This window comes from Streptomyces sp. ActVer (assembly GCF_027270795.1).
In the GTDB taxonomy this organism is placed as follows: Bacteria; Actinomycetota; Actinomycetes; order Streptomycetales; family Streptomycetaceae; genus Streptomyces; species Streptomyces umbrinus_A.
Window position 1 is genome coordinate 1 of record NZ_JAPWHT010000246.1, and the last position, 15,141, is coordinate 15,141.

At 70.1% G+C, this 15,141-nt stretch carries 13 protein-coding genes and 1 pseudogene; 9 read left to right on the forward strand and 5 right to left on the reverse strand.

What is annotated here, in order from left to right; genetic code table 11:
• Positions 1–153, forward strand: a pseudogene (locus O3Q52_RS32370) (EF-hand domain-containing protein); the annotation flags it as partial.
• Here the strand turns inward: O3Q52_RS32370 and O3Q52_RS32375 are convergent.
• The gene (locus O3Q52_RS32375) at positions 132–1,643 is read right to left on the reverse strand and encodes a class I adenylate-forming enzyme family protein (protein WP_269652239.1); all 1,512 of its coding nucleotides are present in this window, start codon (positions 1,641–1,643) and stop codon (positions 132–134) included. The pseudogene O3Q52_RS32370 and the gene O3Q52_RS32375 sit on opposite strands and share 22 nt — an antisense overlap.
• Before the next feature lie 153 nt (positions 1,644–1,796).
• Here O3Q52_RS32375 and O3Q52_RS32380 point away from each other — a divergent pair, with 153 nt between their 5' ends.
• From O3Q52_RS32380 to O3Q52_RS32395, 4 genes are all read left to right on the forward strand, one after another.
• Positions 1,797–2,996 (forward strand): amidohydrolase family protein, encoded by a 1,200-nt coding sequence (locus tag O3Q52_RS32380; RefSeq protein WP_269652240.1) that lies wholly within the window; start codon positions 1,797–1,799, stop codon positions 2,994–2,996.
• Positions 2,996–4,189: an acyl-CoA dehydrogenase gene (locus tag O3Q52_RS32385; protein WP_269652241.1), complete on the forward strand. Its 1,194-nt coding sequence runs from the start codon at positions 2,996–2,998 to the stop codon at positions 4,187–4,189. The genes O3Q52_RS32380 and O3Q52_RS32385 overlap by 1 nt, the downstream gene beginning before the upstream one ends.
• Positions 4,190–4,193: 4 nt before the next feature.
• Positions 4,194–5,078, forward strand: coding sequence for an acyl-CoA dehydrogenase family protein (locus O3Q52_RS32390; protein ID WP_269652242.1), 885 nt, complete (start codon positions 4,194–4,196; stop codon positions 5,076–5,078).
• 495 nt (positions 5,079–5,573) lie between these two features.
• Complete coding sequence (locus O3Q52_RS32395) at positions 5,574–6,068, forward strand: ATP-binding protein (protein ID WP_269652249.1); 495 nt, start codon at positions 5,574–5,576, stop codon at positions 6,066–6,068.
• Between the two features lie 530 nt (positions 6,069–6,598).
• On the opposite strand, the gene O3Q52_RS32400 is transcribed toward O3Q52_RS32395, so the two are convergent.
• On the reverse strand, positions 6,599–7,525 hold the full coding sequence (locus tag O3Q52_RS32400; protein WP_269652243.1) for a cyclase family protein: 927 nt from the start codon (positions 7,523–7,525) through the stop codon (positions 6,599–6,601).
• 96 nt (positions 7,526–7,621) lie between these two features.
• Here O3Q52_RS32400 and O3Q52_RS32405 point away from each other — a divergent pair, with 96 nt between their 5' ends.
• From O3Q52_RS32405 to O3Q52_RS32415, 3 genes are all read left to right on the forward strand, one after another.
• Positions 7,622–8,530 carry an SDR family NAD(P)-dependent oxidoreductase gene (locus O3Q52_RS32405; RefSeq protein WP_269652244.1) on the forward strand — a complete coding sequence of 303 codons (909 nt, stop codon included), beginning with the start codon at positions 7,622–7,624 and terminating at the stop codon, positions 8,528–8,530.
• Between the two features lie 130 nt (positions 8,531–8,660).
• Positions 8,661–9,815, forward strand: a complete 1,155-nt coding sequence (locus O3Q52_RS32410; protein ID WP_269652250.1) for an acyl-CoA dehydrogenase family protein — start codon at positions 8,661–8,663, stop codon at positions 9,813–9,815.
• A 10-nt stretch (positions 9,816–9,825) separates the two neighbouring features.
• Entirely contained in the window at positions 9,826–10,875 is a 1,050-nt protein-coding gene (locus tag O3Q52_RS32415; protein ID WP_269652245.1) for a Zn-dependent alcohol dehydrogenase, read from the forward strand.
• Between the two features lie 158 nt (positions 10,876–11,033).
• Here the strand turns inward: O3Q52_RS32415 and O3Q52_RS32420 are convergent, their stop codons facing one another.
• Positions 11,034–12,014, reverse strand: a complete 981-nt coding sequence (locus O3Q52_RS32420; RefSeq protein WP_269652246.1) for a GlxA family transcriptional regulator — start codon at positions 12,012–12,014, stop codon at positions 11,034–11,036.
• A gap of 185 nt (positions 12,015–12,199) precedes the next feature.
• Here O3Q52_RS32420 and O3Q52_RS32425 point away from each other — a divergent pair, with 185 nt between their 5' ends.
• Positions 12,200–13,435 (forward strand): MFS transporter, encoded by a 1,236-nt coding sequence (locus O3Q52_RS32425; RefSeq protein WP_269652251.1) that lies wholly within the window; start codon positions 12,200–12,202, stop codon positions 13,433–13,435.
• A gap of 25 nt (positions 13,436–13,460) precedes the next feature.
• Here O3Q52_RS32425 and O3Q52_RS32430 read toward each other — a convergent pair whose 3' ends face one another.
• Both O3Q52_RS32430 and O3Q52_RS32435 read right to left on the reverse strand, forming a co-directional pair.
• A complete protein-coding gene (locus O3Q52_RS32430; protein WP_269652247.1) occupies positions 13,461–14,081 on the reverse strand; it encodes a flavin reductase family protein in 621 nt (206 codons plus the stop codon).
• A gap of 61 nt (positions 14,082–14,142) precedes the next feature.
• Complete coding sequence (locus tag O3Q52_RS32435; protein WP_269652248.1) at positions 14,143–14,922, reverse strand: enoyl-CoA hydratase/isomerase family protein; 780 nt, start codon at positions 14,920–14,922, stop codon at positions 14,143–14,145.
• Between the last annotated feature and the right edge of the window lie 219 nt (positions 14,923–15,141).

The window sequence follows — 15,141 nt, forward strand, 5'->3', positions numbered from 1 at the left end:
GTCGACGAGATCGCGCGTGCCCTCAAGGCCCTCGGCGCGCCCGAGACCGTCGCCACCGCCGCGGCCGGCGCGCTCGACGCGGACTCCGACGGCCGGGTCACCGAGCCGGAGATCGTGAGCGCCTTCGCCCGCTACTTCACGGTGCCCGAATAGCGTTCCCTGAGCTTGTACTTGAGTACCTTCCGCAGGGTGTCGTTGCGCGGAAGGGCGTCCACCAGCTCCAGTTGCTCCGGCAGCTTGTGCACGGACAGTCCTTCCGCGCGTAGATAGGCCGTCACGGCGGAGAGCGTCAACTGCGGTGATTCGGGCTGCTGTTCGATCACCGCGCATACCCGCTCGCCTCGTTCCGGGTCCGGCAGGCCTATCACCGCCACGTCGCCCACCGCCGGGTGGCGGTGCAGCAGGTCCTCTATCTCCTTCGCCGAGATGTTCTCTCCCTTGCGGATGATGACGTCCTTCAGGCGGCCCGTCAGGACGAGATGGCCGGAGGGCGTGAGGCGCCCGAGGTCTCCTGTGATCAGGAAACCGTCCTCGTCGAACGCTTCTGTGGTCTGCGCGGGGTCCAGATAGCCCGTGCAGACGGCTTCTCCGCGCAGTCTCACCTCACCGTCCACGATCCGGATCTCCATGCCCTCCGGGGGCCTTCCCTCGGTCGTCGCGAGGTTCTCCTCGGAGTCGTCGGGCGAGCCCATCGTGATCATCGGGACCTCGGTCATGCCGTATCCGTGGGTCAGTCGGACGCCCATCTCCCGTACGACGGCGTGGTGCACCTCGGGCGGCTTCGGTGCGCCGCCGCCCGCCAGGAGGCGCAGGGTGGGGATGAGCTTGGTGTCCGGCTGCTTGCGCTGTTCGGCCAGGAACATCGAGTAGAACGCCGTCGAGCCGCCCGCCACCGTCACCCCGTGCTTGCGGTAGCCCTCCAGGGCGTCCGGCAGCGCGAACTTCTCGAAGAGGACCGCCGGGAAGCCGTACAGCAGCAGCATGACCAGGTAGTCGGGGCCGCCTATGTGCGCGAAGGGGAACGCGATCGAGCCGATGTCGTCGGCCGACAGGTGCAGCGCGTGGGCGAGGCAGGAACCGCCGGCGATCAGCGAACGGTCCGTGTGCAGTACGCCCTTGGGGTCGGACGTCGTCCCCGAGGTCCAGTAGATCCAGCGCACGTCCGTGCCGGTGGTCGGGGGCGGGGGCAGGGCGGACGGGTTCCCTTCGGGCAGGGAGTCGTACGCCTCGAAGATGCCGGGTGCTTCTATGCGTTCCGCCATCGCCGTGTGGTCGAAGCCGCGCCACTCGCCCGGTACGGCGAAATGGGCGGCCCCCGACTCCCGTACGGCGAAGGCGACTTCGCGGTCCCGGTAGAAGGGGATCACCGGGGACTGGACGGCCCCGAGCCGGGCCAGGGCCATTGCCAGCACGACCGTCTCGATGCGGGTCGGCAGCTGCCAGGCGACCACCGTGCCTGGGCGTACGCCCAGGTCGTGGAGGCCGGCCGCGGTCCGCTCCGCGCCCGCGCGCAGCTCCTCGAAGGTGAGCGTGCGGTCGTCCTGGAGGAGGACGGGGCGGTCGGGGGTGAGCGCGGCGCGACGCTCGACGAGTTCCCAGAAGGTGCGGGAGGCGCCCAGTGCGTGTGCGGTGTCCGTCGTCATGGCCCGTACTCCTCACAGCTGACGGGTAGTCAGATTGGCTGGAGAGCGTAGGGCTCGGTGCCTTGTCGGTCCAGGGGTGCGGGGCTAGCCTTCTAGGGGACCTGTAGCTGACGGTCCGTCAGATACCCGCAGTTGGCCCGGCGGAGGGGACCCATGACCGAACTGCCCCGCATCATCAGCGTCGACGACCATGTGATCGAGCCCGCGAACCTCTTCGAGACCTGGCTGCCGAAGAAGTACCAGGACCGCGGCCCCAAGCCGCTGACGGCCGGGATCGGCGAACTCGCCTACGTGGCGGGCAAGTACCAGATCACGATGGACCCGGACGGGCCGCCGACCGACTGGTGGATCTACGAGGACCTGAAGTTCCCGTACAAGCGCAACATCGCCGCCGTCGGCTTCGACCGGGATGAGATGACGCTCGAAGGCATCACGCGCGCGGAGATGCGGCCCGGCTGCTGGGATCCCGTCGAGCGGCTCAAGGACATGGACGCGAACCACGTCGAGGGTTCGCTGTGCTTCCCGACCTTCCCGCGGTTCTGCGGACAGACCTTCGCCGAGGCGCACGACAAGGAGGTCGCGCTGGCCTGCGTGCGCGCGTACAACGACTGGATGGTCGAGGAGTGGTGCGGCGACAGCGGCGGCCGGCTCATCCCGCTGTGCCTCATCCCGCTCTGGGACATCGACCTCGCGGTCGCCGAGATCCGGCACAACGCGGCCCGGGGCGTGCGGGCCGTGACCTTCTCCGAGATCCCCACCCACCTCGGGTTGCCGTCCATCCACTCCGGTTACTGGGACCCGTTCTTCGCGGTCTGCCAGGAGACCGGCACGGTCGTCAACATGCACATCGGCAGCAGCTCCCAGATGCCCGCCGCCTCGCCCGACGCCCCGCCCGCCGTCCAGGCCTCGCTCAGCTTCAACAACGCGATGGCCTCGATGATGGACTTCCTGTTCAGCGGGGTGCTCGTGAAGTTCCCGCAGCTCAAACTCGCCTACTCCGAAGGGCAGATGGGCTGGATCCCGTACGCCCTGGAGCGCGCCGACGACGTGTGGGAGGAGCACCGGGCCTGGGGCGGGGTCAGGGACCTCATCCCCGAGCCGCCCTCCACCTACTACTACCGGCAGATCTTCTGCTGCTTCTTCCGCGACAAGCACGGCGTCGCGTCGCTGGACGTGGTGGGCCGGGACAACGCGACCTTCGAGACCGACTACCCGCACGTCGACTCGACCTTCCCGCACACCAAGGAGGTCGCCCTCGACCACATGAAGGGCCTCGACGACGAGACCGTCTACAAGCTGATGCGCGGCAACGCCATCCGCATGCTGGGCCTGGACTTGGACCGCGCCAAGTAATGGACCTCTCCTACACGCCCGAGGAGGAGGAGTTCCGGGCACGGCTGCGGGAGTGGCTCGCGAAGGTCCTCCCCGGGCTGCCCCCCAAACCCTCGCCCGACGACTGGCCCGGCAGGCGCGCGTACGACCTCGGCTGGCAGCGCATGCTGTACGACGCCGGGTACGCGGGGCTCCACTGGCCCGCCGACGCGGGGGGCCGCGGGGCCACGCCCACCCAGCACCTGATCTTCCTGGAGGAGACGGAGAAGGCGGGCGCGCCCTACGTAGGGGCCAATTTCGTCGGGCTGCTGCACGCCGGGCCCACCATCGCGGCCGAGGGGAGCGCCGAGCAGCGGGCGCGCTGGCTGCCGCCCGTGCTGCGCGGCGAGGAGGTGTGGTGCCAGGGGTTCAGCGAGCCGGACGCCGGCTCGGACCTCGCGGCGCTGCGCACGCGCGCGCGGCGGGACGGCGACGACTACGTGGTGAGCGGCTCCAAGATCTGGACCTCCCACGCGGAAGTCGCCGACTGGTGCGAGCTGTTGGTGCGGACGGATGCGAAGGCGCCCAGGCACCGGGGGATCTCGTGGCTCGCGATGCCGATGGACGCCCCGGGGATCACGGTCCGTCCGCTGCGTACGCTCGCGGGTTCGACCGAGTTCGCGGAGGTGTTCCTCGACGACGTGCGGGTGCCCGTCGCCAACCGGATCGGTGAGGAGAACGACGGCTGGCGCGTGACCATGGTGACGCTGTCGTTCGAGCGCGGGACGGCCTTCGTGGGCGAGGTGGTGGCCTGCCGGCGCGTCCTCGGCGAACTCGCGCGCGAGGCGCGGAAGAACGGCCGATGGGACGACGCGGTGTTGCGTCGCCGGCTCGGTCGTCTCAATGCCGAGTTCCGTGCGCTGTGGCGGCTCACTCAGTGGAACGTGAGCGAGTCGATGGGGGTCCCCCCTGGTCGAGCGAAGTCGAGAGCTTGGGGGAGGTCGGGCGGAGTGCCGGGCGTCGGGGGTTCGGTTTTCAAACTGAGGTACTCGCGAGCGCGGCAGGACCTGTACGACGCGGCGGCCGAGGTGCTCGGTCCCGAGGCGCTCGACCTCGACAGCCCGTGGACGCTGGACCGGCTGTCGTCCCTCTCCTACACCATCGCGGCCGGTACCTCGCAGATCCAGCGGAACATCGTGGCCGAACGGATCCTGGGCCTCCCGAAGGGGCGATGACCGTATGGATTTCCAACTCACTGATGATCAACGGGCGTTGCGGGCGGGGGTGCGTGAACTGCTGGACCGGCGCTTCGGGCGGGAGCGGTTGCGGGCCGCCGTGGACGCGCCAGGGCTCGACCGTGCGCTCTGGCGGGAGTTGGGCGAGGCGGGCTTCTTCGCGCTGCGGCTGCCCGAGGCGGAGGGCGGGGTCGGACTGGGACTTCCGGAGGCGGTACTGGCCTTCGAGGAGGCAGGCCGGGCTCTGCTGACCGGACCGCTCGTGGCCACGCACCTCGCGGCCGGCGAGGTGCCGGGAGCAGCCACGGGGGAGACCGTCGTGGCGGCCGTCGACGGCACGCTCGTCGAGTGGCTGGACGAGGCCGACGTCGTACGCGGCGATGTGACGGGGGCCGTCGCGATGCGCTCGGCGGACCCGCTCACTCCGCTGCACCGGGTGCCCCGGGCCGCGCCGCCCGACCCGGTGGCCGCGCTGCTGACCGCCGCAGAGCAGTTGGGCTCCGCCTCCCGCACCTGCGAACTGGCCGTGCAACACGCCCGGACCCGTGAGCAGTTCGGGCAGCCGATCGGGGCCTTCCAGGCGGTGAAACACCTGTGCTCGGAGATGCTGGTGCGGGTGGAGGTGGCACGTGGTGCGGTGTACGCGGCCGCCGTCACGGCCGATCCGCTCGACATCGCGGCGGCCGGACTGCTGGCCGACGAGGCCGCCGAGCTCGGCGCCCGCGACTGCCTCCAGGTGCACGGCGGAATGGGATTCACATGGGAGTCCGACGTGCACCTTCACCTCAAACGCGCCTGGTTGCGGGCCCGTCGCGGGCAGAGCGCGGCCGAGGCCGAGGAAGCACTCGCGGAGGATCTGCAGGTCGCCGCACCAGGGCCCCGGACGTGAACTGTGCACGACCATTGCCGTCGATCGTGGCATGACGGAACGGGCTCGAACGGACGGATGTCACTGAACGTGGCATACCGGAATTACCGAGCGTTGATATCGGGTTGTGTCCTATGCGTGACTCGTCACGGCCTGGAGTCGGAGCTGTGCTCCGGTACCTTGTGTGGGATGCGAGTGGTTGTGAGGCCGGGTCATCACGGTGTTGCCCCTGAGGCAGCTCCGGACCTGGCGATGCGCACCGCTCGCGAGGCGGGAAGCAGGACCGTTCCTGCCTGTTCGACTCCCCGTGACGAGCGTCGCACAGTATGCCGCACGCGTACTCCTTCGCGCTGGAATATGCCCGAAGCGCTTGTTGGGGTGACTGTACGTCAACCATGCTGTCTCCTAAGGGAATCACGTTCCGTGAACCCTTTTCTGACCACGATCGTGGCCCTTGCGAGGCGCGAGGCGATGTGTCCGCCGGTTCGGATGGTGTGAGCGGTGCAGGTGCTTCAAGTGCAGCTGGAGATCCGGCCCGACCCCGCAGAGGTGGGGCGGGCCCGGAGGTGGGCCCGTTCGCGGCTCGCGGGGTCCGGGATAGAGGCCGATGAGCCGCTTGCCGAGACCCTGATCCTGCTCGTCTCCGAGCTGGTCACCAACGCGGTGGTGCACACCGGCCGTCCGGCCGTGCTGCGGCTGTCGCTGCCGAGTTCCGTGACCGGGCCCACCGCGGGAGAGCGGGCCGTGGCGGAGGCTGTGGCCACCGTCCGCCTGGAGGTGCTCGACGCCAGCGCCCGCCCGCCCCGCCCCCGATGCGCGGACGGCGACGAGACCGACGGCCGCGGCCTGGCCCTCGTCGACGGCCTCGCCGACCGCTGGGGCTGGAGCAGCGAGGGCGCAGGCAAGCGCATCTGGTGCGAGGTGGACCGCTGTTCGGCGACGGCGGCGACCGCGGTGACGTGCGACTCGGCTCCGGCCGTGTACGGGGACCTGGCGTTCGAGGTGGTCTGAGCGGGGCCGTGCCCCTTCGGGTGTGAGCGGGGCCGTGCCGCTTCGGGGGCGCGGGGCGGTGGCATTGGCGGCTCCGCCGCGGGGCACGACCGGCCCCAAGTGACCCGCACATGGCATCCGGGCCTCCAGGCGGAGCACAGAAGCACGGTGCCCGCGCCCCACTTACCCCGTGCTGCCCGATGCGCCGTACCGTGCTTCCGCCCGTGGCGGCACAAAGAGGGGCGTAAGCCGTGAATCCCCGAACAGGTGTTGACGAGCTGTGTCCGTTTGATCACGCTTGTGGTCAGCGATTCGCCGTGAGGGGACGGCGAGGGTTCCGGTGACGGGAGCCCTTGGCGAGCGTGGGTCGCGATCGGCGTCGGCTCCTCCAGGGTCGGGAGCAGGGCGGGTACGCCGGAGCCGGATGGCGGCGCGCGGTGTCGTGCTCGGGGTGAGGTTGGGTCCCTCCCGCCCGGGCGTGGCCGAGTGTGGGGGAGGCGCGCCGCCAGCCGACCCTCTGCCGGTGGAGTCGGCGGGGTCGGCAGGGTGCCTCAGAGGATCGCGACAGGTGCCACGGGAGTTCCGGTGGCGCCGACGAACGGTTCGGGCATCGCCGACAGCAGGAACGTATGGCGGCCAAGTTCTCCACAGGCTGTGGACAACTCTTCGAGATTCCAGTTCTGGCCCTGGAGCATGCCCATTTCGACCAGATCGAGAGCGTGCACCGGAAGCCACAAGTCCTCTATTTCCGGAGGAAATATCTCAAAGGTGAGGGTGTCGTTCGCGACGGCGGCCACATCGCGTGCGTGGAACCACTCCGGGGTGCGGACGGACAGCCCGGGCGACGGGAACGCGTAGGCGTGCTTGTCGCCCGCCAGGTAGACCCGGACCTGGCCGGTGCGCACGAGGACGATGTCGCCCGCGCGGACCTTCGCCCCGGCGAGCTCCTCGGCCGCTTCGAGGTCTTCCGGGGTCACCGCGTGGCCGCCGTCGAGGCGGTCCTTGCCGAGCGCGCGGGCCACGTCCAGGAGGATGCCGCGCGAGACGATGTGGCGGGGCTTGTCGATACCGCTGAACTCGGCGCCGCCGTGGGCAGTGACGGTGCCGGCGGGGCGGCCGTTGTAGATCTTTCCCGAGTGCGAGACATGGGTCAGCGCGTCCCAGTGGGTGGCCGCCTGGAGGCCCATGGTCACGGCGTCGTCGCTGCACGCGACCGTGCCGGGCCCGAACAGCTCCTGGTTGATCTGCACCATCGCGTGCAGCGGGTTCACCCGGCCCGGGATCATCCCGGTCTGCACGCCGTCCTCCCTGAGCGGGAGCGCCAGCGGGACGCGGCGGCCCGTACGCACGGTCGCGGCGGCCTCCCGCACCACCTCGTCGGTGATCAGGTTGAGTGTGCCGATCTCGTCGTCGGCACCCCAACGCCCCCAGTTGTTCACGCGCTTGGCGATCTCGTGGAACTCGGCCGGCATCGACATGAGTGCTCCCCGGGGCTTGTCTCCAGGTATCTGACGGGTCGTAGAATCTGAGTCGAATCTAACGGACCGTCAGAAACTGCGGGAAGGGGCCGGGGCGTGGGGAACTTCTTGGCAGGCAAGGTCGTCGCCGTGACCGGGGCGGGCCGGGGCATCGGGCGCGCGGTGGCGCTGGGTGCCGCAGCCGAGGGCGCACGGGTCGTCGTCAACGACTACGGGGTGTCCATCGAGGGCGCGGAGCCGACCAGCGAGATAGCCGAGGCCGTGGTCAAGGAGATCGAGGCGGCCGGCGGGGACGCGATCGCCGTCGCCGACGACATCTCGACGATGGCAGGCGGCCGGCGGGTCGTCGACACGGCCCTGGAGACGTACGGGCGGCTCGACGGAGTCGTGTGCGTGGCCGGGATCCTCCGCGAGCGGATGCTCTTCAACATGTCCGAGGAGGAGTGGGATCCGGTCCTCGCCACCCATCTGAAGGGCACGTTCACCGTCTTCCGGGCCGCCTCCGCCATCATGCGGCGCCAGGGTTCCGGGACGCTCATCGGGTTCACCAGCGGCAACCACCAGGGGTCCGTCTCCCAGGCCAACTACAGCGCGGCGAAGGGCGGGATCATCTCGCTCGTACGGAGCGCGGCGCTGGGGCTCCACAAGTACGGGGTCACCGCGAACGCGGTCGCGCCCGTCGCGCGTACGCGTATGTCCGCGAACGTGCCGATGGAGTTGAAGGAGATCGGCGAGCCCGAGGACGTGGCCGCGCTCGTGGTGTACCTGCTGTCCGAGCGGGCGCGGGAGGAGCGGATCACCGGGCAGGTCTACACGATCGCCGGGCCGAAGATCGCGGTGTGGGCTCAGCCGAGGGAACTCCGTGCCGGGTATGCGGAGGGGTCCTGGACGCCTGAGCGGATCGCGGACTTCTTGCCGGGGACGGTGGGGGTGGATCCGATGCCGTTGCTTGCGCAGGTGGAGGAGATGGCGCGAGCTGCGCGGCGCGCGGCAGGGAAGGAGTGAGCTCACCGTAGGGGGTGGGCTGGTCGGTGGGTGCGGGTTGGCTGTGGCTGGTCGCGCAGTTCCCCGCGCCCCTAAAAGATTGCGCAGTTCCCCGCGCCCCTGAAGGGGCGCTGTGGTGGGCGGAGGAGACGTGGAGTTCGGGGTCACCGCGGAGGATGAGGCGTTTCGGGCCGAGGTGCGCGGGTGGCTGGGGGAGCGCGTTTCGGGTGGCTTGGACCGGAGGGACTGGGAGCGGACGCTTGGTGCGGCCGGGTGGATTGGGCTCGGGTGGGGGGAGGGTGGGTATGGGAATCGGCGGGGTGGGCTGAGTCAGCAGGTTGCCTGGGCCGAGGAGTATGCGCGCTCCCGGGCCCCCGCCCGGACCGGGCACATCGGGGAGAACCTGCTCGCGCCCACTCTCATCGCTCATGGCAGTGAGGAGCAGAAGGCCCGGTTTCTGCCCGCGATCGCGTCCGGCGACGAGCTCTGGTGCCAGGGGTACAGCGAGCCGGGGGCCGGGTCGGACCTTGCGGGGATTCGTACGGAGGCCGTGCGGGAGGCGGGGACCTATCGGATCAGCGGGCAGAAGATCTGGACCTCGCTCGCCCATGAGGCGGACTGGTGCTTTGTGTTGGCGCGTACGGAGGCGGGGTCGCGGCGGCATCGCGGGCTGAGTTTTCTGCTCGTACCGATGGATCAGCCGGGGCGGATCGACGTCCGGCCGATTCGTCAGATGACGGGGACGAGCGAGTTCAACGAGGTCTTCTTCGACGGGGCGCACGCGCGCGTGGAGCACGTCGTCGGGGGCGAGGGCAACGGGTGGCAGGTCGCGATGAGCCTGCTCGGCTTCGAGCGGGGTGTCTCCACGCTCGCCCAGCAAATCGGCTTCGCCCAGGAGTTGGGGCGGGTGGTGGAGGTGGCCGTCGCGACGGGCGCGGTCCACGATCCCGTCGTACGGGACTGTCTCGTGCGCCAGTGGGCCGAGTTGCGTGTCATGCGGTGGAACGCGCTGCGGACGCTGGGGAGTTCGGCGGACCAGGCCCAGGTCCAGGGCGCTCCCAGTGTGGCCAAGCTGCTGTGGGGGCGGTGGCATCAGCGGCTCGGGGAGCTGGCGGTGCGGGTGCGGGGCGCGGGGGCGGCGGTGGGGCCCTCGGACTGGTCGGCCTCGGCGCCCTACGAACTGGACGCGCTGCAGCACCTGTTCCTGTTCAGCCGGGCCGACACGATCTACGGCGGTTCGGACGAGGTTCAGCGCACGATCATCGCCGAGCGCGTGCTCGGCCTTCCCAGGGAACCGAAGGGTTGAGGTGGGCGCCATGCGGGGTGTGATCTTCGATGGGAAGCAGACCCAGGTGGTCGACGACCTGGAGATACGGGATCCGGGGCCCGGCGAGGTGCTCGTGGCGATCTCCGCGGCGGGGCTGTGCCACAGCGATCTCTCCGTGGTGGACGGGACCATTCCCTTCCCCGTACCCGTGGTCCTCGGTCATGAGGGTGCCGGGGTCGTGGAGGCGGTGGGTGTGGGCGTCACCCATGTCCAGCCCGGGGACCATGTCTCCCTGTCCACACTCGCGAACTGCGGGACCTGCGCCGAGTGCGACCGGGGGCGGCCCACCATGTGCCGCAAGGCCATCGGGATGCCTCAGCGGCCGTTCACGCGGGCGGGGCAGCCGTTGTACCAGTTCGCGTCCAACTCCGCCTTCGCCGAACGGACGTTGGTGAAGGCCGTGCAGGCCGTGCGGATTCCCGAGGACATTCCGCTGACCTCCGCCGCGCTCATCGGGTGCGGGGTGCTGACCGGGGTCGGGGCCGTGCTCAACCGGGCGCGGGTGGATCGCGGGGACAGCGTGGTCGTCATCGGTACCGGGGGGATCGGGCTCAATGTGATTCAGGGCGCGCGGATCGCCGGGGCGCTGACCGTGGTGGCCGTGGATTCGAATCCGGCGAAGGAGGGGGTGGCTCGGCGGTTCGGGGCTACGCACTTTCTGTCTTCGACGGAGGGGGTGCGGGAGGTTCTTCCTACGGGGGCGGACCACGCCTTCGAGTGTGTGGGGCGGGTGGAGCTGGTCCGGCAGGCCGTCGACCTTCTCGACCGGCATGGGCAGGCGGTGTTGCTCGGTGTTCCGCCTGCTACGGCCGAGGCGTCCTTCCTTGTCTCGTCGATGTACTTGGACAAGTCGATTCTTGGGTGTCGGTATGGGTCTTCTCGGCCTCAGCGGGATATCGCGTTGTACGCGGAGCTCTACCGCGAGGGGCGGTTGTTGTTGGACGAGTTGGTGACGGAGACCTATCCGGTGGAGGACTTCGAGAAGGCTGCGGCGGATGCGGGGGCCGGGCGGGTTGCCCGGGCTGTTCTTACGTTCTGATCCACGTCGCTGTGTCCCCGGAGGGATTTCGCCCCCGCCGCCCCTACCCATTCCCGTCACTTCTCGGGGGCCAGCCCCCGAACCCCCGCTCCTCAAACGCCGGAGAGGCTAAAAGATTGCGCAGTTCCCCGCGCCCCTAAAAGGGCGTGGGGAGTTGGTCAGCGGAAGGTTCGGCGGTAGGTCGTGGGGGTTACGCCCAGGGTTGATTGGAGGTGTTGGCGCATTGACTGGGGGGTGCCGAAGCCTGAGGCGTGGGCGATCTGGTCGATCGAGAGGTCGGTGGATTCCAGGAGGTGGCGGGCGCGTTCGACGCGTTGCCGGGTGAGCCACTGGCCGGCGCTGATGCCGGCCTCCTCGCGGAAGCGGCGGGTGAAGGTGCGTACCGACATGGACTCCTGCTCGGCCATGTCCCGCAGTTGGATCGGTTCGTGCAGACGCGCCAGCGCCCAGGCACGAGCCGTCGTCGTGGACGCCAATTGGGGCTCGGGAACGGGACGTTGGATGTACTGGGCCTGCCCGCCGTCCCGGTGCGGCGGCACGACCGTACGGCGGGCCACCTCGTTGGCGACCGCCGTACCGTGATCCCGGCGCACGATGTGGATGCACAGGTCGATCCCGGCCGCGACCCCGGCGGACGTCAGCACGTCGCCGTCGTCGATGAACAGCACGTCCGCGTCCACCCGCACCTTCGGGAAGAGCCGCTGGAAGTGCTCGGCGGACGCCCAGTGCGTGGTCGCCGGGCGGCCGTCGAGATATCCGGCGGCGGCGAGCACGTACCCGCCCGTGCAGATGGAGACGAGCCGCGTGCCCGGCCGGATCAGGGCGAGGGCCGCGGCCAGCTCGTCCGTGAGTACGCCCTCGGAGTGCACCGGGCCGAGCTCGTACGAGGCCGGAATGACGACCGTGTCGGCGGTGGCGAGGGCCTCCGGGCCGTTCTCCACGAGGATGGAGAAGTCCGCCTCCGCCTCGACCCGGCCCGGCGGCCGGATCGAGCAGGTCACCACCTCGTACAGGCGGCGGCCCTTTGCGTCCTTGGCGCGGCCGAAGATCCGCTGCGGGATGCCCAGCTCGAAGGGGAGAAGGCCGTCCAGAGCGAGGACGACCACGCGGTGGGGCTGGAAGGGGGTCTGCGTACCCATGGCCCGATTCTAGCGAATGCTGTCCTTCTGGCCACTCGTTCGGAGAGTCCGCAGGCCGGAAGCTCTATGACGTGACACAGACAACCGATGCCGCAGGCGTGGAAGCAGTCGCGGACGGATCCGCAGCCGTCGAGGACTCCGGGGTCGTCGAGGAGTCCGAGGCCGGGAAGCGCCGCCGGCGGCGGATTCACCGGGCCTGGTTCGTCGCCGCCGTGACGTTCGTGACGATCATCGGGGCCGCGGCCTTCCGTTCGCTGCCGGGGCTGCTGATCGACCCGCTGCACCAGGAGTTCCACTGGTCGCGCGGCACGATCGGGCTCGCGGTCTCCGTCAACCTCGCGCTGTACGGGCTCACGGCGCCGTTCGCCGCCGCGCTGATGGACCGGTTCGGCATCCGCCGGGTCGTCGCGGTGGCCCTGATCGTGATCGCGATCGGTTCCGGCGCGACGGTGTGGATGACGACAGCGTGGCAGCTGCTGCTGTGCTGGGGCCTGCTGGTCGGCCTCGGATCGGGCTCGATGGCCCTTGCCTTCGCCGCCACCGTCACGAACCGCTGGTTCACCGAGCGGCGCGGCCTGGTCACCGGCATCCTCACCGCCGCCTCGGCCTCCGGGCAGCTGGTCTTCCTGCCCGTCCTCTCCTGGATCGTCGAGGAGCACGACTGGCGTCCGGCCGCCGTCACCGTCGCCCTGGCGGCCCTCGCGGTCGTCCCCTTCGTCTGGCTGCTGCTGCGCGACCACCCGGCGGACGTGGGCCTGAAGCCGTACGGGGCAACGGAGTTCGTCGAGAAGCCGCCACCCGTGCCCGGCGCGGCACGACGTACGGTGAAGGTCCTCTTCTCGGCCGCGCGCACCGGACCGTTCTGGCTGCTGGCGGGCACGTTCGCGATCTGCGGGGCCTCGACCAACGGCCTGATCCAGACGCACTTCGTGCCCGCCTCCCACGACCACGGCATGCCGATCACGGCGGCCGCGTCGCTCCTCGCGGTCATCGGCGTCTTCGACGTAGTCGGCACGATCGCCTCCGGCTGGTTCACGGACCGCTTCGACCCGCGCCGCCTGCTGGCGATCTACTACGCCCTGCGCGGCATCTCCCTCCTCTTCCTCCCCCTTCTGCTGGCCCCCTCGGTCCACCCGCCGATGATCTTCTTCATCATCTTCTACGGCCTCGACTGGGTCGCCACGGTCCCGCCCACCATCGCCCTGTGCCGCGAGCACTACGGCGACGACAGCGCCATCGTCTTCGGCTGGGTCCTCGCCTCCCACCAGGTCGGCGCCGCCCTCGTCGCCTTCCTCGGCGGCGTGGCCCGCGACACCTTCGGCTCGTACGACGTCATGTGGTACGCCTCGGGCGCGCTGTGCGCCGCGGCGGCGCTGATGGCGTTGGTGATCCGGCGCCGACCGGTGGCGGTACTCGCCTGAAGGTGTACGGGACCGGCGTCCGGCCTCAGTCGGTGAGGCGGCCGAACCGGCCGCGATGGAACAGCAGGGGCACGCCGTCGCCGTCCGCCGTGCCCAGGGCGTCCACCCTGCCCACCACGATCAGGTGGTCGCCGCCCGTGTGGACGGCGTGGATCGTGCAGTCGATCCAGGCGGGGGCGCCGACCAGGCGCGGGGACCCGGACACCGGGGCCGGGTCGTGGGCGACCCCGGCGAACTTGTCGGCGCCGCTCACCGCGAAGCCGCGGCACAGGTCGCCCTGGTGGGCGCCCAGGACGTTCACGCAGAAGACGCCCGCGCGGGCGATTCGGGGCCAGGTCGTCGACGTACGCGCGACCATGAACGCGATCAGCGGTGGGTCGAGAGACAGGGCGGAGAAGGACTGACACGCGAAGCCGGCCGGTCCTGCCGACTCTCCCTCACCCGCCGGTGCGGTCACGACGGTCACGCCCGTGGCGAAGTTGCCCAGTACGCGGCGGAATTCGACCGGGTCGATCGGTGCGCGTTCGTCGTCGCCGACCGCGCGCAGGTCCGGGCGTGGGAGCGGTTCGACCCGGCCCGCGGTGTCCGGGGCTCCGGCCGACCTGAGGTAGCGGACCGCCGCGGCGGCCATCCCTGCGTGTCCCATCACAGTGTCCATTGAAGCTGACGGAGTGTCAGATTGGAAGGGGTTCTCACGATCGCGGGGCTCAGCGGCCGTGGAACTCCGGTCCCCTGCGCTCCATGAACGACGTCACCCCCTCCTGTGCGTCCGCCGTCGTCATGTTGATCTCCTGCGCGGTGGCCTCGGCGGTGAGGGCGGTGGAGCGGTCGGTGTCCAGGGAGGCGTTCACCAATTGCTTGGTGAGGGCGATCGATCGGGTGGGGCCGGTGGCGAGGCGTTCGGCCCAGGTGCGGGCCGTCTTCTCCAACTCGCCATCCGGTACGACTCTGTTGACGAGCCCGAGGCGTTCCGCGTCCGCGGCCGTCAGGGCGTCGCCGAAGAACATCAGCTCCTTTGCCCGCTGGGGGCCTATCAGGCGGGGGAGGAGATAGGCGCCGGCGCCGTCCGGGACGAGGCCCCGGCGTACGAACACCTCGATGAATCTTGCCGATTCGGCGGCTAGGACCAGGTCGCAGGCGTAGGCGAGGTGGGCGCCTATACCGGCCGCGGTGCCGTTCACCGCCGCGATCACCGGTTTCTCGCAGTCGAGGATTGCGGTGATCAGGCGTTGGGCGCCCTGGCGGATCACTCGGGCGACGTCTCCCGCTACGCGGTCCGTTGATGGGCCGCCGCCGCGGAGGTCCGCGCCTGCGCAGAATCCACGGCCTGTCGCCGTGACGACGACCGCCCTTACGTCCGGGTCCGCGGAGGCCTCCTCGAACAGCCGGATCAGGTGATCTCGCTGGTCCGGGGTGAGGGCGTTCATGGCTTCCGGGCGGTTGAGGGTGATCCATGAGACGTGGTTGGTGGTGGTGTGGAGTATCAAGGGGTGGTCCGATCCGGGTTGTGGGTGTGTGCGGGTCGTGTGTGGCTGATCGCGCAGTTCCCCGCGCCCCTGATGAGCGTGCTTGAGGCCGGGTGCGTACGTGCGGGTGCGTCGTGGCTGATCGCGCAGTTCCCCGCGCCCCTAAAAGATCAGGGGCGTAAGCCCCTCTCTCCAGTTGCCCCACCGGGCGGCAGCCGCTCTCCTTCGTGAGGGGTCGTG